An 18,634-nucleotide genomic window follows, 5' to 3' on the forward strand; every position below is an offset into this window, starting at 1 on the left:
GCAGAAATTACGCCTCCGACTTGCTTGGCACCTGTTTAAAAAAATGCAAAAAGTCGCTGCTAGGCTGATAATTTAATTTTTTATAGAGTTGCTGTGCAGCCTGATTAGTAGTGGCTGTAGCTAGTTTAATTGAAAAAATATTATTTTGTTGAGCTGCTACCTCCATAGACTGGATCAGTTGAGTGGCAATATTCTTGCGACGAAATTGGGTGCCAATAAATAAATCGTTAAACTGCCAAATAGGGCGCATCGCAATAGAAGAGAAGCTGGGGTAAATCTGTATAAACCCCACCACGGTGTCATTTATCACAGCAATCCAAATAATAGAGTCTTGCTTAACTAACCTTTCTCTTAAAAAGGCTACGCAGCGTTGTTTGCTTGAGGGTAAAGAAAAAAGTTGCCGATACTCATCATAGACAGTCGCTAATGAAGCGAGATCCGATAGTTGTGCTTGTCTTATCTCAGGCTGTCTAATTGAGTGCATGTTTGGATTGTCAAGATTGATGGGTTAAAGCAACTAACAATAAAATTTTGTTTAGCCTTTAGCTGCATTATCTAAAATAGAATTTACAATAGCAATAATACTAAAAACAAACACTACCACCATAACGATGCCAACAAAAATATAACTACTCGCGTCGCCAGACTGAAAATCTTGTTGACGCTTTTGCTCACTTTGAACCCCAAAAAAAGCCGCTAAAACACTTTGTAGTACGCCTAAAATACCAGGCTTTGGCGGTTTAGGTGTTGCATCCAATTGAGTTTGTTCGTTATCTTTTGTTGGTTTGGCGTCTTGCATTAAATGACCTTTTTATATCGTGACTAAACTAAAAATTATTTTTTATTGAATGAGTGTATATTACTATTTTGTTTAGCACTTAACCCTTGCGGAGAATTGAGTTGAACAATTTTTAGCGCCATCTCAAGTGCTTGTTCTGCATTTAATCTTGGATCAACTAAGCTTTTATAAGCGGTTGATAAATCCGCTTCGCTCAACCCGCGCGCACCGCCAGTACACTCAGTAACGTGCTCGCCGGTTAGCTCAAAATGGACCCCACCTAAATGACTGTTGTTTTGGTTATGGATTTTAAAAGCTAAACCGAGTTCCGCTAAAATATCGTCAAACCTGCGAGTTTTTACACCATTATTTGTTTGAATGGTATTGCCATGCATGGGATCGCAAACCCACAGTGGTTGGCGGCGTTGTGATTGCATTGCTTTAATTAAGCGTGGCAATTTTTGCTCGATGCTAGCGTGGCCTAAGCGTGTAATTAAGGTGAGTCTACCCGGCTCTCGTGTCGGGTCGAGCAATTCGCATAATTCAAGTAGATCTTGCTCTTTCACGCTAGGGCCTACTTTTATACCAATAGGATTATTAATACCACGCATATACTCAACGTGGGCTGAGTTAGTTGCCCCGGTGCGCATTCCAATCCAAGGCAGATGAGTCGATAGATTAAACCATTGGCCCTCATCTGACTGGCGGGTTAACGCCTGCTCGTAATGTAAATGCAGAGCTTCATGGCTAGTAAATAGCCTGTCATTATGGCGACCAAACTTTTCATTTCCAGAAAGGTTATTGAGCAGAGCGAGTGAGCGTTTAATTTCATTAAGAATATATTGGTACTCACGAGCACTGCCTGAGTGAGAAATAAACTCAAGGTTCCAAGAGTCAATCTGTGAGAAGTCTGAAAAGTTTTCTTTTAACAGCGTGCGAATATAATTTAGTGTTAACGAGGCGAACGAGTAACCTTTTAACAATCTGTCAGGATCGGGTTGGCGAGACACAGCTTCAAAGTTAGGGCTATTGATCAGATCGCCACGATAACAAGGTAAACTAACGCCATTAATCGTTTCATTTTCTGTTGAGCGAGGTTTGGCGTACTGACCTGCCATGCGGCCAATTTTAATAACCGGTTTATTCAGGCCGTGAACTAGAACAAGCGCCATTTGCATAATTATTTTAAGCTTGCTCGAAATGGTTGGCGCGTTACATTCTTTAAATAGCTCGGCGCAATCGCCCCCTTGTAATATAAAGGAGTCACCCTGTGCAGCACTTGCAATACGTTGCTTTAGCTCATTGATCTCACGTACAGAAACAAGCGGTGGTAAGCTGCTTAGCTCTTCTATTACTGCATTAAGGTGGGACGAGTTGGCATAATTTGCTTGCTGTAAGGCTTTAAATTTTTGCCAGCTATTAGGATGCCAATCTGTCGATTGCGATACTTGCATAACGGTTGTCCGTTGAGAAAACGCTTATTCTTTAAAGGGTTTAATCTTTCATTGAATGAAAAGTTAGTAAAACCTTAGCAAGAAATACTGATGATGTTATATTACCAAAATTGAAGTTAAATGTAGAACCTATATTGTCTATCGCTATAGAATTTATTGTTGTTTATAACCCTTAAAATTGAACGGAACTGAATGAGCAAGTCAAAAACTCAATACGCTTGCACCGAATGTGGTGCTATTTTCCCTAAGTGGGCTGGTCAATGCAGTGACTGTAGCCAATGGAATTGTTTGGTTGAACAAATTGAAACCAAAAAGCCCGTTCAAAACGCTCGGTTTGCTGGATATGCAGGAGCTGATAAACAGTTACAAAAGTTAAGTGAAGTTAAACACAGCGATACGCAGCGCATTCCTACTAGCCTAAAAGAGTTAGACAGAGTATTAGGCGGCGGTTTGGTGCCTGGTTCGGTGGTGTTAATTGGCGGCGACCCAGGGATTGGCAAGTCGACGATTTTACTTCAATCAATGTGCCACTTAAGTGCACAGCTAAATGCGGTTTATGTCACCGGGGAAGAGTCGCCACAACAAATATCGATGCGCGCTAAACGGCTTGGGCTAGCTGGTGATAAATTAAGTTTGTTAACCGAAACTCAGGTTGAAAGCATTATTGCTATGGCTCAGTCTACCCAACCTCAAGTGATGGTGATTGACTCTATTCAAACCATTTATACCGAACTATTGCAATCTGCACCAGGAGGCGTTGCCCAAGTAAGAGAGTCGACCGCCCAGTTAGTGCGTTTTGCTAAGCAAAAAGGTATTGCGTTATTTGTTGTTGGGCATGTGACTAAAGATGGCGCCTTAGCCGGCCCGAGAGTACTTGAGCATATGGTTGACGCAGTGCTTTATTTCGAAGGAGAGCGAGATGGTCGCTATCGAATACTACGAGCGGTCAAAAACCGCTTTGGCGCCGTGAATGAGTTAGGCGTTTTTGCTATGAGCGAAGAAGGTTTAAAAGAAGTTCAAAACCCTTCTGCGATATTTTTATCCCGCTATCAGCAAGCTGCGGCTGGAAGTTCGGTTACAGTTACTTGGGAGGGCTCTAGGCCGCTTTTGGTCGAAGTACAAGCTTTGGTCGATGAATCTCATTCGGGACACCCACGGCGAGTTGCGGTTGGCTTAGATCAAAATCGACTTGCCATGTTGTTAGCGGTTTTATCTCGACACGGCGGTGTTTTTTGCCATGATCAAGATGTATTTCTTAATGTGGTTGGTGGGGTGAGAGTCATGGAAACCAGTGCTGATTTAGCCTTACTTGCGGCGGTTTCGTCAAGTTTAAGAAATCAAGTTCTACCGCAAGATCTTATCGTTTTTGGAGAGGTAGGCTTAGCGGGAGAGATAAGACCGGTTCCTAATGGCCAAGAGCGTATTAAAGAGGCTAAAAAGCATGGCTTTAAAACCGCTATTGTACCTCAATCTAATTTACCCAAAAAAACCATAGAAGGAATTAAGACCATCGGGGTTACTAACCTACAGCAAATGTTAGGAGCCTTATCAGAAATTTAATCTTGGTATTAAGTGGCCAGCGCAGAAAAGTCTCTTTCAAGTAATGAGGCATCGCCTAAATTAAGCTCAATAATGCGGCGCAAATGAGAAATACTTTCTAAATCTATTTCAGTGCATTCTAGGCCAACTTCTTTGTTTTTCACGTAAGCTACTTTCAAAGACATGTGAATAGGCGATATGTCGTCTGTGAGCGGAATGGTTAGCTGACAAGTTTGATTGTCTACTAAAAGAAAAGGCGAAGGCAAGCTAATTAAAACCCCATGCAATGATAAGTCTTTGATTTCACAATTAATTGACTCGCCGTTACATTCTAGTTTTGCTAAGCCATTAAAGCTAACTCGGTTAAACTGACGTCTTTCTTGGTGCATAGCTTACCCCTTTATTTAAAGTAGAGTGGGTTGCTGCTTTTCGCAATAATTAATAGACCCATTAAAGATAGCACGAAATTTAACCAGAGTTAAACTCTTACCCTTTGAGCTAATATTGATTACACTAGCGGATTAATTTGAACACCTAACTTAATAAATGGCATTTGTATGACAATTCAGTGGTATCCAGGGCATATGCACAAAGCCCAAAAAGAGATCAAACAGGCTTTACCCAGCGTTGATTTAATCATTGAAGTCGTTGATGCGCGTATTCCTTATAGTAGTGCAAACCCTGTAATCGCAGAATTAGAAAGTAATCGCGGGTTAACCCGGCCAATTATTAAGCTAATTAATAAAACCGATTTAGCCGACCCGCAAGTAACCCAACTTTGGTGTGAGTATTTAGAACAACAACAAGGTGTGAAGGCGCTACCGCTTTCGGCGCACAAGCCAGAGCAAGTTAAAAAAGTCATTCAACTATGTCGCAAAATGGCGCCGCATCGAGTTGAAAAAGAGCTGCCGGTGCGAGCCATGATTATGGGGATCCCCAATGTAGGTAAATCTACCATCATAAATGCTTTAGCTGGTCGAGTTATTGCCAAGGTAGGTAATGAGCCAGCAGTAACCCAAAGGCAACAACGAATAGACTTAAAGGAAGGCGTAACGCTATTTGATACTCCGGGAATTTTGTGGCCAAAAATTGAGAATATGAATAGTAGTTATCGTTTGGCAATCACTGGCGCGATTAAAGATACCGCGCTTGAATATGACGATATTGCATTTTATGCATTAGAGTATTTTCAAGCATACTACCCGCAAGCAATTATAGAAAAATACAAATTAGAAGGGTTTGCCGAAACACTATTAGAAACACTAGAAGCGATTGGCAAAAAGCGCGGCTGTTTAAAGCCCGGCGGAAGAATTGATTTAGATAAAGTATGTAAAATATTAATTCATGAGTTTCGCTCTGCCAGCATAGCGCCAATTAGTTTAGAGCGCCCGGCAATGATAGAAAGTGAATTAATAGAAGTTGCAGCAAAAGCCCGCCTAAAAGAAGAAAAAGATGCTGCACGTAAAGCCGCCGGAAAAAAGAAAGCTGCTAAAAGAAGAAAGCGCTAATGTTTGAAAAACATCATCTTGTAAAAATTGCCAATACAGCGATGCCATTTGGAAAGTATCAGGGCCGCATGTTGATTGATTTACCTGAAACTTATTTAGTGTGGTTTGGGCAACAAGGCTTTCCAAAAGGAGCCATTGGCGATTTAATGCAGTTGACTTTAGAAATTAAAGTTAATGGTCTCGAGTCGCTAATTATTCCGCTAAAGCAAAACCGCACTTAATCCCCATTCTTTTGTTGGTTTGCGCTACTGTTAAGTGATGAGGCGTGAACTCGCTAGTTTTTGCCTTTTCAAAATCACCCTAACGCCTGCTGAACTTGAGCTTTACTTAGCTTTAAGCTAGGTTTTATTAAATGACAGCTCAAAGGAGCCAAAATGGGGCGAAATATTCAAGAGAAAACGTTCAAAGCTGAAGACTATGAAGCTTTTAACCGCAAAATTCATAATCAAGTTGAACAGCTAAAAGAAGTTATCGCTAGGCCTAGCTTTGGTAGCGGTGCTTGCCAAATTGGTAGCGAAATTGAAATTTATTTAATCAATGCTAATAACGACGTTAGCCCGGTTAGTTTAGAGCTGCTTAAATTGTTAGGCGACGAGCAGTTTCAAACTGAGCTCAACAAATTTAATTTAGAAGTCAATCTGTCACCGGTGCTTGCTGCTGGCAAGCCATTTAGTGCAATGACTTCAGAGATTTTAGAAAAATTTAGCCTATTACAAAAAGCATCTAAGCAGTTAGATACTCGCCCGCTCGCTATTGGGATACTCCCAACGTTAAAAGCACATCAACTTGACAATAAGTTTATGACAGATTTAGAGCGTTACAAAATGTTAGCGCGAGAGCTGCTCAAACAGCGGGGTGAACCGTTTCAAATAAAAATTGAAGGAGAAGAAAGCGTTGACTTTCTCTCTTCAGAAGTTTGTGTTGAAGGGGCTAACACTTCTTTGCAAGTGCACTTGATGGTTCAACCAGACCGATTTGCTAATGTTTTTAATGCAGCACAATTAACTTTACCTATGGCATTAGGAATATCAGCTAACTCGGGGGTGTTACTAGGCAAATGTCTATGGGATGAAACAAGGGTTGTGCTGTTTAAACAGTCTACCGATAGCAGAATTCCCGACTCTACCGGCTGGCGTCAACCAGCGAGGGTGACTTTTGGGCATGGCTGGGTGCGTAAGAGTGCTTGGGAGTTATTTGCAGAAACAGTGAATTTATATGCCCCCATTTTACCTCATTTATTTGACGCTGATAGCCAAGAGGAAACTCCTGAGCTTGCAGAGCTTAATTTACATATGGGAACCACCTGGCCGTGGAATCGTGCTATATATTCCAATGAGGGAAAAGGCCATTTACGCATTGAGTTTAGAGCGCTACCAGCAGGACCTTCTGCAATTGATATGGCAGCTAATAGCGCCTTTTCAATTGGGATGGCTATGGGGTTAGAAGACAGAGTCGATGAATATATTGCGCGCATTCCATTTCAGTTTGCCGAGTACAACTTTTATCGAGCCGCAAAAAATGGCTTAGATGCGACAATATTATGGCCCCAAAAATTTCAGAATAAACCGCAACAAATACCTTTGCGAAATGTGATTGAAGAAATGCTCCAGATCGCAGATGATGGACTCGCAAAATTAAACGTTGATCGTGAAGAGCGCTTAAAATATTTGGGTGTCATTCAGAAGCGCTTAGCCTACGGTATCACTGGCGCAAGCTGGCAAAAGCAGACGCTGTTACATTTCCGTCAGTCAATGAGTAATGAGAAAGCATGTCGTAAAATGCTCGAGAATTACTATCGCAATCAAATGAGTGGTGCGCCCATCAGTGAATGGGAGTGTTGCTGGAAATGATTAACTTAAATCCAGAGGTGAGCTATTTTAACGAAAGTATTCGTGCTGATATTGGTGCCGATTTAATTCAGTTCTTGGATGTTTTCACTGGACTCTCGGTGATAGACATACCTGGTATTGATAATAAAAGAACACGAGTTTTAACCACTTTAATTCATGGGAACGAGCCGTCGGGATTTATTGCCTGTTACGAGTGGTTAAAAAGTGGACTAACGCCTGCAACTAATGTACGAATTTTAATTTGTAACCCTGAAGCCGCATCGACGAAGCCTGTTTTTACTCATCGTTATATTGATCTAGATAAGGATTTAAATCGTTACTTTGGCCATAGCAATCAGAAAAAATGCGTTTTGGGTGTTAGGGCTGGTCAAATTCAAGCGTTAATTGAAGAAGTTAAGCCTGAGGCGGTTATTGACATACACAATACCTCTGGTTCGGGCCCTGCTTTTGGGGTTTCAATAAGTGACTCAAAAGGCGCTTTAGCATTAGTTAACTTATTTGCTTCAAAGGTGATTTTAACAGAGCTTAAAGTAGGAGCTTTGATGGAGTTAGAATTTAACGCCCCTATTGTTACCATAGAGTGTGGCGGAGCGAAGGATTCAGTTGCTCATCAGATAGCTTACAAAGGGATTCAACAATTCTTTGCGTTGCACAATTTGTTTTCACTGAAGGCTCCAATGGTTAAAGTTTATCGTCAGCCAGTAAGGGTACAACTAAAAAACAATGCGTCGGTCGGTTTTGCTAAAGTTAAGCTACCAACTGCTAGTCTAACGATGCGACTGGATATTGAGTTGCTTAATTCTAAAAAAGCGCAAAAAAATGAGTTCCTTGGTTGGTATGATGAAACAAAGCCAATACCTATTAGCGCACTCGATCAGTTAAATCAGGATCATACCTTGGATCTTTTTAGATTTGAAAAGGGCAGCTTATTAGCTAAGCAAGACTTGCAAGTTTTTATGGCAACAACGCTTCCTGATATTGCCACTAACGATTGTTTGTTCTACGTAACCTTAGGTTAGAACTAACTGTTCACCTGTTGTTAAGCTGCGTAACCGCGCATTTTACATTTCGTAAGCCGTTTTTAAAGTGACACCGTTTAGTTTTTATAGATGCTTGTCGTGTAATCGTTTCTCCTATATTATCCACAAAAAATTAGAGTGGCGAATCATGTTTTCGTCGCCATTGGTTAGGCTATTAGGGATTTTTTATGAAGTTTTTTAATCAAAAGTTAGTTTTTACCTCTTTATCTTTCATTTTTTTAACCCTCCTTGTTGCTTGTGGTGGCGGCGGCGGTGGCGGCGGCGGTGAAGAAAACCAAAAACCCATAATTTCTGTTCAAGATCAAACTGTTAGTGAAGGTCAGCAAGTTTCGATTCAAGCTTCTATTCAAGATCCTGATGGCAGCATTGTATTAATCAACTGGGCTCAAGTTTCTGGCATTAACGTGCCTTTAAGCGGTTCTTCAACCGCAACATTGGCATTTACTGCGCCACAAGTGACAGAGCCTAGTGTATTGGTCTTCGCAGTGACAGCGACTGATGATAAAGGTGGCTCTACGACTGCATCGGTCACTGTGCTTGTCGAAAATAACTTAGAGTCTTTGACAATTCGAGGAAAAGTAACTGATGGACCAATCGCTTTTGCGACTGTGGATGTATCTGTTGCTGGTACTGTGTTTTCGACGGTTGCCGATCAAAACGGTGATTATTCCGTAGAGCTATCTATAGACGACTCGCTGGTTGAAAGTTTAGTAACGATTGAAGCTGCTGGCGTTGGTGCTCAGGAACAAGTTAAGTTAGTTTCTGTATTAGACTCTTTTGAGCAGTTAGCGTTAAAGGCCGGTGATGATACATTAGATTTTGACGAATTTACTGGCGTTAACGTCACTCACCTTTCGACAGCGAGATACGCGCTGCTAGTTAAAGCGAATAATGGTTTTCAAATAGAAGATGCGAACGAGCTTTATGCTTTGATGAAGGGGTATAATGAAGGACTTGTTTTAGACTATGCGACAGTCATTAAATTAGTCATTGATTATTCAAGTGAAAATACTGCCTTTAGCTTGCCTAATACGGCAGCAAATACTTTGGAATTTGCACTAGATCACGACGCGGTGAGCGAGTTTTACCGAGTATCTTTAAGAGATTATCCTAACTTGGTTGATGCCGTTAAAGAACTGATACAAGAAGATAGTTTACTATTTGCGAATAACTTTGACATGAGTCAAGTTCCTGATAGTTATTATTCTTTTAACGCCGATCGCTTTGAAATTAACACTAATTTAACCGGGTTCTACACTGACACTCGAGGCTCTGCCCCTTTTGTCGTCTCTAGAAATGCTGGAGAGTTAGTGTTCACTTTTCCAGGAAGTAACGATTTAGTTTACCAAACTTATGAAGAGTATTTCGACTCAATAGGTAGAACCGTACAAGTTGAAGAAATAGTGTCGAGAAAAATATTTAAATGGTTAAATCAAGGCACGGAACTTGATGAAGTTTTGCAAACAACAGTGATTAAAAGACATTTCCCCAATGGCGAGTTACCAGATGAAGACGATTATAGGCGACTAGCTTGGGTGCAAACTTTTGTGAAGTCTGCAGGCGTTATTGACGCGGCGACTGTGTTGGGCCTTAATACTACTTATTCTATGCCAGTTCCCAATATGAATAATCAAGTATTGAACCCGAAAGTTGATGGCGTTGAAGTTGAGGAAATGGCCACTAATATGATGTTTACCGGAAATTTAGCTTCTGGCGGTAACGTGACAATTGAGAGCCGGACTATTCAGGGGGATGGTTCGTATGTGAGTGACAACAATACAGTTGCAAACTGGCAGATTACCAGTGAAGGTCATTTAGCCATAACGGGTTCAAATAGCTGGGACTTTGTAATTTTAGATTTAGATGATGAAGGATTCCCGCTAGTTAATGTGAGCGCATCAGGTGATAATGAAGTTTCTTATTCGGGAAGGGTGATACCTTTTAAAGCGGAAAACTGGACAGAGAATAATATCGTTGGAGTTTATGATTTAGGCGTTGGTTTTGGCGAGCCAAATGGTTATTTTTGGATTGAGTTAAATAGCGACGGTACCTCTACGACAGTATCAACAAGAGATTTAGATCAAAATGGTCAACTAGAGTCTAATGAATTTTGGATTGCGCCTGGATTTTGGCAGTTGCGTTTTGATGGTGTTTTAGAAGTTAGAAGATATAGAAATAATGCCGCTAACGGAAATGGCGGGGGTTATTGTACGCCTGCAGTTTTTGAGCCTGCAGACTCTGATGATTGTGTGCTTTATCATAAGCGTGAATGGAATTTAAGTCATATATCAGACACAAACCGTTATTATGTGCAGCAGAGCCATCGCTTTTTCGATGACGCTAACCGAGCATATTACTCTGGAATACCACCAGAAGGACACATTTTATATTGGGCTAGCTTTTATAATACAACTTGGCAAAAAGTCACTGAAAGACCGGTTGAATTACCGCTGATTCAATCTACTCATGGAGAAGTAACGCACGCTAGAAATGAAGCAGGCGTTGATAAGTGATTTAGATAGGTTGTTTTTATCAATATAAAGGCCAGCTTAAGCTGGCTTTTGTATTTTTAAGGAATCCTTTAGATTAATGTTGGCGAGTGCTCATTAGACTCAATTATTAAAAGCGCTTACAATGTATGCCAAAAATTTAGTAATGTTAAACGCAGTTGTCTTTAAATTGGAATAAGGTTAAAAATTTATGGCGCAATATATTTATTCAATGAACCGGGTTAGTAAAATAGTCCCGCCGCAAAAAACCATTTTAAAAGATATCTCTTTAAGCTTTTTTCCTGGTGCAAAAATAGGTGTACTCGGTTTGAATGGCGCCGGTAAATCGACTTTGCTACGAATTATGGCTGGTATTGATACCGATATTGAAGGTGAAGCGATTCCGTTAAAAGGAACCAAAATAGGTTATTTACCGCAAGAGCCGCAGCTTAATGAAGCTAAAGATGTCCGCGGAAATGTTGAAGAAGGTATTGCCGAAATCAAACAAATTTTAAACCGTTTTGAAGAAGTGAGTAACGCCTTTGCTGATCCGGAAGCTGACTTCGACGCTTTATTAACAGAACAGGCGCAATTACAAGATAAGATAGATGCTATGGGCGGTTGGGAAGTCGATCGTATGCTCGACAAAGCCGCAGAGGCGCTAAGGCTACCACCATGGGAAGCGGAAGTGAAGCACCTTTCCGGAGGTGAAAAGCGACGAGTTGCGTTATGTAAACTGTTATTATCTAAACCCGATATGCTGCTTTTAGACGAACCAACAAACCACTTAGACGCAGAGTCTGTGGCGTGGCTAGAGCGCTTTTTACAAGATTTTAAAGGGACTGTTGTAGCGATTACCCATGACCGTTACTTTTTAGACAATGTTGCGGGTTGGATTTTAGAACTTGATCGCGGTCACGGTATTCCATGGGAGGGTAATTACTCTTCTTGGCTAGAGCAAAAACAAAACCGTTTAATGATTGAAGAAAAGCGTGAAACCGCGCGCATGAAAACCATGAAAGAAGAGCTTGAATGGGTGCGATCTAACCAAAAAGGTCGGCATGCGAAAAGTAAAGCTCGACTCAATCGTTTTGAAGAGCTTTCTTCGCAAGAGTTTCAACAACGCAACGAAACTCAAGAGCTCTACATACCACCAGGACCGCGTTTAGGCAATTTAGTGGTTGAAGCCGAACACTTAACTAAAAGTTTTGGCGATAAATGTTTGGTAGACGATTTAAGCTTTAACCTGCCTCAGGGGGGGATTGTTGGAATTATTGGCCCAAATGGTGCCGGTAAATCGACGTTGTTTAAAATGTTAACTGGGTTAGAAAAGCCAGACTCAGGGACGCTTCGTGTGGGTGAGACGGTACAAATTTCTTATGTAGACCAGTCAAGAGATAGTCTTGATGATAATAAGACTGTTTGGGCTGAAATTTCGGATGACTCAGATGTCATTAGCGTTGGGAATTACCAAGTTCCATCGCGCCAATATGTTGGGCGCTTTAATTTTAAAGGCGGCGACCAGCAAAAGTTTATTAAAGACTTGTCTGGCGGGGAGCGCAATCGAGTCCACTTAGCTAAGTTGTTAAAAAGTGGCGGTAATTTATTGCTTCTCGATGAGCCGACCAATGATTTAGACGTAGAAACCTTGCGCGCCCTAGAAGAAGCTTTATTAGCATTTCCTGGCTGTGCTGTGGTTATTTCGCATGATCGCTGGTTTTTAGATAGAGTTGCCACGCATATCTTAGCTTATGAAGGTGAAAGTAAAACGGTTTGGTTTGAAGGAAATTATGCAGACTACGAAGCCGATCGCAAGCGTCGCTTGGGCGCAGATGCGGATACACCCACGCGAATTAAATATCGAAAAATAAGTTAATTAAAAAACCAATAGAAAGCCGTTATAGCAATATAACGGCTTTTTTGTTGCCTCTTATTCGCCTACTTAAAACGAGTTTATGTTAACTTGGCGCTTTAGTAGCCGCTCAAAACTTTGCTGCGCCTTTTCTGGAGCGCTAGAGAAAAATTCAATCGCGCCATTTGATTGTTGTGAATTTAGGTTGGTTTCTAAACGACGTTTTACTTCATTCGCCACCGGTTGCGCACTTTCAAATAATTTTACCTTTGGCCCCATAATGCGACTGATGGCTTCGGTTAAAAATGGGTAATGGGTACAGCCTAAGACTAAGCTCGCTACGTTTGCCTTTATAAAAGGCTGTAATTCGGCTTTAATTAGCGCTTGTTGCCGTGCTCCAATGAGAGGCGCAGTTTCTACCATTTCAACAAATAAAGAAGAAGCTTTTTCAATAATGTCTGCTTGCCCTTCAAAGCGAGCTTTAAGGGTTTTATATTTTTCACTTTCTAAAGTAGAGCGGGTTGCGAGTACCCCAACGGTTTCTTTTTCACTAAATAAAATGGCTGGTTTTAATGCGGGTTCTAAACCGACAATGGGAATGGTATAAGTTTCTCTTAAGTTGTTAACCGCTGCTGCAGTGGCAGTATTGCACGCAACAACTATCATTTTGACCTTTTTTTGAATAAGAAACTGCGCTATTTTCAAAACTCGCTGCTTTATCTGCTCTTCGCTTTTTTCTCCGTAAGGCGTGTACTGAGTGTCTGCTAGATAAATTAGATTTTCCTTAGGTAGCAGTTGATTAATTGCGTTTAAAACACTTAAACCGCCGACGCCTGAGTCAAAAATGCCAATGGGGCTGTGCGCTTGACGCTCGCTTTGTTGGTGTAATTGAGAGCTAATAACAACCTCGACTAGTAAAAAAGTAAAACTATGAGCCGATTATAGATCAACTCTTTAATTACACACCAATCCTTTGCTATCATGATTTGCCTATTATATGAAAAAAAGAAGTCATGAATGCCCCGTATTAAAATGATTATTAGCATTATTATCTTGTCGAGCCTTAGTGGCTGCGCAACTTATGTACCTAGCAACACGAATAATATATGCGACATTTTTTTGGGCGAAGTTGATTGGTATGAAGCCGCCCGCGATGCTCAACATAAATGGGGAACACCAATTCATGTCATGATGGCTGTTATGCATCAAGAGTCTCGCTTTATATCTGATGCACAGCCAGACAGGGACTGGTTTTTGGGGTTTATTCCACTACCACGACGCTCTACGGCGTATGGGTATGCGCAGGCACAAGATCCTGCATGGGAAGAATATCTCAATGACTCTGGTCGCTTTGGCGCAAATCGCGATGACTTTGAAGATGCCATTGACTTTATCGGTTGGTATACACATGGTAGCCACAAGCGATTGAAATTATCTAAGTGGGATACCTATGGTCAGTATTTAGCCTACCACGAAGGTCGTGGCGGTTACTCAAGAAAAACCTTTAATAAAAAGCCTTGGTTAATCAAAGTTGCAAAAAAAGTACAAAAACGAGCAGCTACTTATAATTCACAATTAAAGCGTTGTAAAAAGCAACTAGACGATAAGGTCGATAGTTGGTTTTAAGCAGGCGGAAAATCAGGTTGGGTCTGCTATAATCTAGTTAGCTGATTTTTATTGATAACAATACTGCTTGAATACTTTGTATTGCAAGCTTACTAAGCGCAGCGTAATCTGTATAAAATGAAATCTGAATTTAAGCTCCAATCTTACCTTGATGCTTTTAATGATCCTAGCTTGAGCGAACAGCTAGAGTCGCCTTATTATATTTTAGGTTTAATCGTCGCTGTCGCCTCTGCCCCGGATCTAATTAAAATAAATGAATGGTTTCCGCTAATCGCTAAAGATATTGAAAAAGAAGTCGAGTTTGAGTCGCCAGATCAGTCTAAAGTCTTTATTGATGAGTTGCTAGTATGGTGGAACTACTGCAATTCATGCCTTTCCGAGTCTAAAAACATTAACCTTCCTAGTAACATGAGTTTTGCTGAAAATGGCAAACCAAGTTATCAACTAACAGAATTTTGTGAAGGCTATATTAATGGTTACGACTGGTTAGAAGACTTATGGGATGAATGTGTTGATGAAAGTTCTGAAACTTCAGCATTAATTGGTGTTGCACATGTGATGATTATCCAAATAATTAAGTGGCCTGAACCAATAGAAGGTATTGATGATTTACCCGATGTCATTGGTTCATTGCTAGAGTCAGAAAAACGAGTCGTTTCTTTTTTCTCAGAGACACTTTCGGCGATAGGTATTGATGGTCACCGAATTGCGCAAGGCAATCATTTTGAAAAAATTCCCCACTCTGGAGTCGACTTTGATATCGATCTTAAACCAGATGATCCTTGTCCCTGCGGAAGTGGAAAGCCCTTTAAAAAGTGTTGTTTACACTAATTCGTTGTTTACAAAAATTCGTTGTGACGCTATCGACAAGCTAGAAAATAGCCCATAAGGCTCACCCATATACAGGGTAATTTTATGAGCTAATTAGCAAGCTTCTAATCTTGTGGGGCTGGCTTCGCAGGTCTGCTTTGAGACAATCGGTAAATCAATAACGCCGCTTTGTGCATATTTTTCGCAAAACTTGTCATATCAGCGATTTCGTCTTTCGTATGTCCACCGTCACCCATTAAACCTAACCCATCGAGCGCCATTACTACGTTATTGGCTACAAATGAAATGTCTGCCGCACCCGCTCGTCTTGGATTGACTGCAGTAACTGGGTTGTAGCCTAAGTCACGGCTAATTTGATTATAAAAGCCCAGCAGCTGGGTATTACCTTTAGTCGGCGCCATTGAAGGGTATCCTTCTTCAAAAGTTAAAGTAGCCGAAGTATGAGGTAAGTTATTTGCTGCAATCTTTTGCATTAGCGCTTTGGCCGTTGCTTCTTGTTGTGGAGAAAGTGCGCGAATGTCGCCTGTTACTATGGCAGTTTTGGCAATAATATTACTTTTACCAAAAGCCGAGGCTTGGTTGTGAGCAAAATCATTATCAATGGTTGTCCCGCCCATAACAATACCCGGGTTGACGGTAAGGTATTGATGTTTAGTTAGCTGTTCTCTAAATTCATTCAGGATACGGGCAGTTTCATAAATTGCGCCAAATCCAATATCTTCACGAAATACTTGCGACGAGTGAGCCGCCTTGCCTGTTACTGTTAAGGTCCATCCGCTGGCTCCTCGTCTTGCAGTAACTGCAGTGTTAATATCTCCGTCTCCATCTTCAAAACCAAGTGCAATATCAGCCCATTGCCCAGCCTCAATTAAGGACTGTTTAGATAAACTGAGTGGCTTACCACTTTTTTCTTCATCACCGGTTAAAATGACCCGAATACTGACATTATCGAGCAGCTGTAAAGATTTTAAACTGCGCAAAACCTCAATAATAATGACATTGCCGCCTTTCATATCTGTAATGCCTGGGCCTTTAATGTGTTGTTGACTAAGCTTCTCTGCTTTTTGAAACGGATCGTCTAGCGCAAAAACCGTATCTAGGTGGCCAATCATTAAGATTTTAAGATCGCCGGTGCCGTACTCGGCTATTAAATGGCCTGCTCTAGCAAAGGCGCTGCCTTCTTCAAACCGAGTAGTAAAGCCCAGCGCGTCAAACTCTGCGCGATAAACATTGGCTACCGCTTTAATGCCTGCAAAGTTCATGGTGCCGCTATTAATATTGACTGTCTTAAGGAGCAGCGACTCGGCATTCGCTAGGTTTTGGTTAATTGACTGGACTATTTTCTCTTCCTGAGCGGTTAGGTTGGGGTTGGTAACGGCTTTAGCTGTTGCAGCAAATAAAAAACTAATAATTATAAATTTAAAGATAAGTTTCATTGTTTTTTGAATAAGTTATTTGGGAATAGACTCACTTTAATTGATTTTGGTGTAAAACGCATACTCCTTTTAAGCAGGTAATTATTAATATTGGATCTAAATTAATGGTTTAGAGAGACTATTGATAGCCAAGCCCGCTATGGCGGAATTTGACAATGGTGTAACAGAGCGTATTTAATAGGCGCCAATGATTATAACCAGAAAGTACCTTTGTACGGGTACCATGAAATTCACGGGGAGCTATTTGTGAGCGAAAAAAAAGGCCTTGATCCTAAAGCTTATACACCACTGCAAGAAGGGGAGAGTTATCAGCCCTATATCCCAGCGACGGAAACGATTGCTGAATTCACCTTTAAATCAGTTGGACTAGGCATTTTATTTGGTATTATTTTTGGCGCTGCCAATGCCTACCTAGGACTGCGCGCGGGGTTAACTATTAGCACCTCTATTCCTGTGGCAGTGATGGCGGTAGCTGTATTTAAAATTCTTGCCAAGAGCGGTATTCAGTCAACTATTTTAGAAACTAATATTGCTCAAACTACCGGTTCGGCTTCTAGCTCGGTTGCCAGTGGTGTGATTTTTACATTGCCGGCATTATTTATGTGGGGAATGGCACCAGACTTATTACAGATGACCATTTTGGCAATGTGTGGCGGCCTATTAGGAATTCTATTTATGATTCCTCTACGTAAATTTCTAATTGAAAAAGAGCACGGAAAATTACCCTATCCAGAAGGTACGGCATGTGCTGAAGTTTTAGTTGCTAACGAGGTTGGTGGCAATAAAGCCAAATATATATTCTGGGGAATGGGAGTTGCAGCTCTTTTTAAAACCTTAACTTCATGGATAAAGATTATTCCTGACCATGCGGCATTAAAAATACCTTTTATTAAAAAGGCGAGTATTGGCATTGATCTATCTGCAGCTTTGTTTGGGGTAGGTTATATATTAGGCCCAAGAATTGCGGCAATTATGGTTGGAGGCGGATTACTGTCCGCCATTATTATCATACCTGGAATTGCTTATTGGGGAGAGTCTCTAACGGCGCCACTGTTTCCGGAAACGACTAACTTAATTAAAGATATGTCTGCAAGCCAAATATGGACCCGCTATGTTAGGTACATAGGTGCTGGTGCAGTTGCTACAGCGGGGGTCATTACTTTAATACGTAGTGTGCCAGTAATGTTAGAAAGTTTTAAAATGGGGGCTAAAGAAATCGGCAACAATACTGCCGCGCCAGTGGTTGCAAAGCGCACTAGCCTCGACCAGCCGCTCAAAGTAGTAGGTTTTGGCATTTTAGCTATAGTAGCCGTATTAACGTTATTTCCTAATGCTTTTGGTGCTGTAGGTGGCGTATCAACACGATTAATTGCTGCGCTGTGTGTGGTAATATTTTCTTTCTTTTTTGTCACAGTTGCTTCGCGCATTGTTGGTTTAGTTGGGGTAACTTCTAACCCAACGAGTGGAATGACGATAGCGGCATTGTTAGGGACAGCAACCATATTTTTAGCGATGGGTTGGACCGATAACACCGGTAAAGCAGCTACCTTAATCGTAGGTTGCGTCGTGGCTATTGCTGCCTCCATTTCGGGCGATACTTCGCAAGATCTGAAAAGTGGTTATCTATTAGGTGCGACGCCTAAGAAGCAACAAATGGCTGAACTTATTGGGGTATTAACTTCGGCGACATTTGTTTGTTTAGCGGTACTATTGCTAGCCGAAACTTTCGGTTTTGGCTCCAAAGAATTGCCGGCTCCACAGGCAACTTTAATGAAACTTGTCATCGATGGCGTTTTAGATCAAAACTTACCTTGGACTTTAGTTGCCATTGGCGCTGGTATAGCAATATTATGCGAGCTTTTTAGAATCCCATCCTTGCCTTTTGCCGTTGGCGTATACTTACCAGTAGCGACCATGACGCCAATTTTTATTGGTGGGTTAATTCGACACTACTTTGAAACGCGTACTAAGAATAAAGCACAATTAGAAGAGCGCAGAGAGCGCGGCGTGCTTTTGGGTAGTGGTTTTGTGGGCGGAGAAGGGCTTCTGGGTGTAGGTATTGCTGCGGTTGCCTTTATCCAAAGTAAAAAGCCTGACGGTTTTGGAACTGGCTGGGCAGGCAGTGACTTAATGGCAATGCTTGCTGGTGCAATCGGCTTTACCCTGTTGATTGTATGGTTTTTCCGCTTAATTAAAAATGCGAAATAACCAGGTGATTTGAACTTTGCAAC

At 41.3% G+C, this 18,634-nt stretch carries 16 protein-coding genes; 10 read left to right on the forward strand and 6 right to left on the reverse strand.

Translation table 11 applies throughout. The annotated features are described in order from the left end of the window. Positions 1-7: 7 nt before the first annotated feature. The 3 genes from ACUR5C_RS02770 to ACUR5C_RS02780 are packed head-to-tail and all read right to left on the reverse strand — an operon-like array spanning position 8 to position 2,232. Positions 8-484, reverse strand: coding sequence for a GNAT family N-acetyltransferase (locus tag ACUR5C_RS02770; protein WP_454466828.1), 477 nt, complete (start codon positions 482-484; stop codon positions 8-10). Between the two features lie 51 nt (positions 485-535). After that, a complete protein-coding gene (locus ACUR5C_RS02775; protein ID WP_454466829.1) occupies positions 536-799 on the reverse strand; it encodes a DUF2970 domain-containing protein in 264 nt (87 codons plus the stop codon). A gap of 35 nt (positions 800-834) precedes the next feature. Then, the gene (locus tag ACUR5C_RS02780) at positions 835-2,232 is read right to left on the reverse strand and encodes a 3-deoxy-7-phosphoheptulonate synthase class II (protein WP_454466830.1); all 1,398 of its coding nucleotides are present in this window, start codon (positions 2,230-2,232) and stop codon (positions 835-837) included. Positions 2,233-2,424: 192 nt separating this feature from the next. On the opposite strand from ACUR5C_RS02780, the gene radA reads away from it, so the two are divergent. Then, positions 2,425-3,792 (forward strand): DNA repair protein RadA, encoded by a 1,368-nt coding sequence (gene radA, locus ACUR5C_RS02785; RefSeq protein ID WP_454466831.1) that lies wholly within the window; start codon positions 2,425-2,427, stop codon positions 3,790-3,792. 8 nt (positions 3,793-3,800) lie between these two features. On the opposite strand, the gene ACUR5C_RS02790 is transcribed toward radA, so the two are convergent. Then, on the reverse strand, positions 3,801-4,160 hold the full coding sequence (locus ACUR5C_RS02790; RefSeq protein WP_454466832.1) for a PilZ domain-containing protein: 360 nt from the start codon (positions 4,158-4,160) through the stop codon (positions 3,801-3,803). Positions 4,161-4,328: 168 nt separating this feature from the next. On the opposite strand from ACUR5C_RS02790, the gene ylqF reads away from it, so the two are divergent. The 6 genes from ylqF to ettA all read left to right on the forward strand — a co-directional run bounded on the left by ylqF (position 4,329) and on the right by ettA (position 12,534). After that, positions 4,329-5,279 carry a ribosome biogenesis GTPase YlqF gene (ylqF, locus tag ACUR5C_RS02795; protein ID WP_454466833.1) on the forward strand — a complete coding sequence of 317 codons (951 nt, stop codon included), beginning with the start codon at positions 4,329-4,331 and terminating at the stop codon, positions 5,277-5,279. Continuing rightward, positions 5,279-5,500 carry a DUF3820 family protein gene (locus ACUR5C_RS02800; RefSeq protein ID WP_454466835.1) on the forward strand — a complete coding sequence of 74 codons (222 nt, stop codon included), beginning with the start codon at positions 5,279-5,281 and terminating at the stop codon, positions 5,498-5,500. Before ylqF ends, ACUR5C_RS02800 begins: the two co-directional genes overlap by 1 nt. 153 nt (positions 5,501-5,653) lie before the next feature. Next, positions 5,654-7,129: a glutamate-cysteine ligase family protein gene (locus ACUR5C_RS02805; RefSeq protein WP_454466836.1), complete on the forward strand. Its 1,476-nt coding sequence runs from the start codon at positions 5,654-5,656 to the stop codon at positions 7,127-7,129. Continuing rightward, positions 7,126-8,148 (forward strand): M14 family metallopeptidase, encoded by a 1,023-nt coding sequence (locus tag ACUR5C_RS02810; RefSeq protein ID WP_454466837.1) that lies wholly within the window; start codon positions 7,126-7,128, stop codon positions 8,146-8,148. Before ACUR5C_RS02805 ends, ACUR5C_RS02810 begins: the two co-directional genes overlap by 4 nt. Positions 8,149-8,336: 188 nt before the next feature. Then, positions 8,337-10,682 (forward strand): carboxypeptidase-like regulatory domain-containing protein, encoded by a 2,346-nt coding sequence (locus tag ACUR5C_RS02815; protein ID WP_454466838.1) that lies wholly within the window; start codon positions 8,337-8,339, stop codon positions 10,680-10,682. 187 nt (positions 10,683-10,869) lie between these two features. After that, positions 10,870-12,534: an energy-dependent translational throttle protein EttA gene (gene ettA / locus ACUR5C_RS02820; protein WP_454466839.1), complete on the forward strand. Its 1,665-nt coding sequence runs from the start codon at positions 10,870-10,872 to the stop codon at positions 12,532-12,534. Between the two features lie 66 nt (positions 12,535-12,600). Here ettA and murI read toward each other — a convergent pair whose 3' ends face one another. After that, on the reverse strand, positions 12,601-13,410 hold the full coding sequence (gene murI, locus ACUR5C_RS02825) for a glutamate racemase (protein WP_454467862.1): 810 nt from the start codon (positions 13,408-13,410) through the stop codon (positions 12,601-12,603). Between the two features lie 117 nt (positions 13,411-13,527). Between murI and ACUR5C_RS02830 the strand changes: the two genes are divergently transcribed. Both ACUR5C_RS02830 and ACUR5C_RS02835 read left to right on the forward strand, forming a co-directional pair. After that, positions 13,528-14,136 carry a transglycosylase SLT domain-containing protein gene (locus tag ACUR5C_RS02830; protein WP_454466840.1) on the forward strand — a complete coding sequence of 203 codons (609 nt, stop codon included), beginning with the start codon at positions 13,528-13,530 and terminating at the stop codon, positions 14,134-14,136. A 117-nt stretch (positions 14,137-14,253) separates the two neighbouring features. Beyond that, on the forward strand, positions 14,254-14,967 hold the full coding sequence (locus tag ACUR5C_RS02835) for a UPF0149 family protein (protein WP_454466841.1): 714 nt from the start codon (positions 14,254-14,256) through the stop codon (positions 14,965-14,967). A gap of 104 nt (positions 14,968-15,071) precedes the next feature. On the opposite strand, the gene ACUR5C_RS02840 is transcribed toward ACUR5C_RS02835, so the two are convergent. Beyond that, positions 15,072-16,403, reverse strand: a complete 1,332-nt coding sequence (locus tag ACUR5C_RS02840) for a M20/M25/M40 family metallo-hydrolase (protein ID WP_454466842.1) — start codon at positions 16,401-16,403, stop codon at positions 15,072-15,074. Between the two features lie 246 nt (positions 16,404-16,649). Between ACUR5C_RS02840 and ACUR5C_RS02845 the strand changes: the two genes are divergently transcribed. Then, entirely contained in the window at positions 16,650-18,611 is a 1,962-nt protein-coding gene (locus ACUR5C_RS02845) for an OPT family oligopeptide transporter (protein WP_454466843.1), read from the forward strand. Positions 18,612-18,634 lie beyond the last annotated feature (23 nt).

It is taken from the genome of Aliikangiella aequoris, from assembly GCF_053709105.1.

Excerpts from the sequence above, each read along its gene's own strand:
- ACUR5C_RS02790 (WP_454466832.1), bottom strand. The coding sequence starts at position 4,160 with ATGCACCAAGAAAGACGTCAGTTTAACCGAGTTAGCTTTAATGGCTTA.
- ACUR5C_RS02810 (WP_454466837.1), top strand. The coding sequence starts at position 7,126 with ATGATTAACTTAAATCCAGAGGTGAGCTATTTTAACGAAAGTATTCGT.
- ettA (WP_454466839.1), top strand. The coding sequence starts at position 10,870 with ATGGCGCAATATATTTATTCAATGAACCGGGTTAGTAAAATAGTCCCG.
- ACUR5C_RS02835 (WP_454466841.1), top strand. The coding sequence starts at position 14,254 with ATGAAATCTGAATTTAAGCTCCAATCTTACCTTGATGCTTTTAATGAT.
- ACUR5C_RS02780 (WP_454466830.1), bottom strand. The coding sequence starts at position 2,232 with ATGCAAGTATCGCAATCGACAGATTGGCATCCTAATAGCTGGCAAAAA.
- ACUR5C_RS02815 (WP_454466838.1), top strand. The coding sequence starts at position 8,337 with ATGAAGTTTTTTAATCAAAAGTTAGTTTTTACCTCTTTATCTTTCATT.
- ACUR5C_RS02800 (WP_454466835.1), top strand. The coding sequence starts at position 5,279 with ATGTTTGAAAAACATCATCTTGTAAAAATTGCCAATACAGCGATGCCA.
- ACUR5C_RS02770 (WP_454466828.1), bottom strand. The coding sequence starts at position 484 with ATGCACTCAATTAGACAGCCTGAGATAAGACAAGCACAACTATCGGAT.
- ACUR5C_RS02830 (WP_454466840.1), top strand. The coding sequence starts at position 13,528 with ATGCCCCGTATTAAAATGATTATTAGCATTATTATCTTGTCGAGCCTT.
- ACUR5C_RS02775 (WP_454466829.1), bottom strand. The coding sequence starts at position 799 with ATGCAAGACGCCAAACCAACAAAAGATAACGAACAAACTCAATTGGAT.
- ACUR5C_RS02840 (WP_454466842.1), bottom strand. The coding sequence starts at position 16,403 with ATGAAACTTATCTTTAAATTTATAATTATTAGTTTTTTATTTGCTGCA.
- radA (WP_454466831.1), top strand. The coding sequence starts at position 2,425 with ATGAGCAAGTCAAAAACTCAATACGCTTGCACCGAATGTGGTGCTATT.
- ACUR5C_RS02805 (WP_454466836.1), top strand. The coding sequence starts at position 5,654 with ATGGGGCGAAATATTCAAGAGAAAACGTTCAAAGCTGAAGACTATGAA.
- ylqF (WP_454466833.1), top strand. The coding sequence starts at position 4,329 with ATGACAATTCAGTGGTATCCAGGGCATATGCACAAAGCCCAAAAAGAG.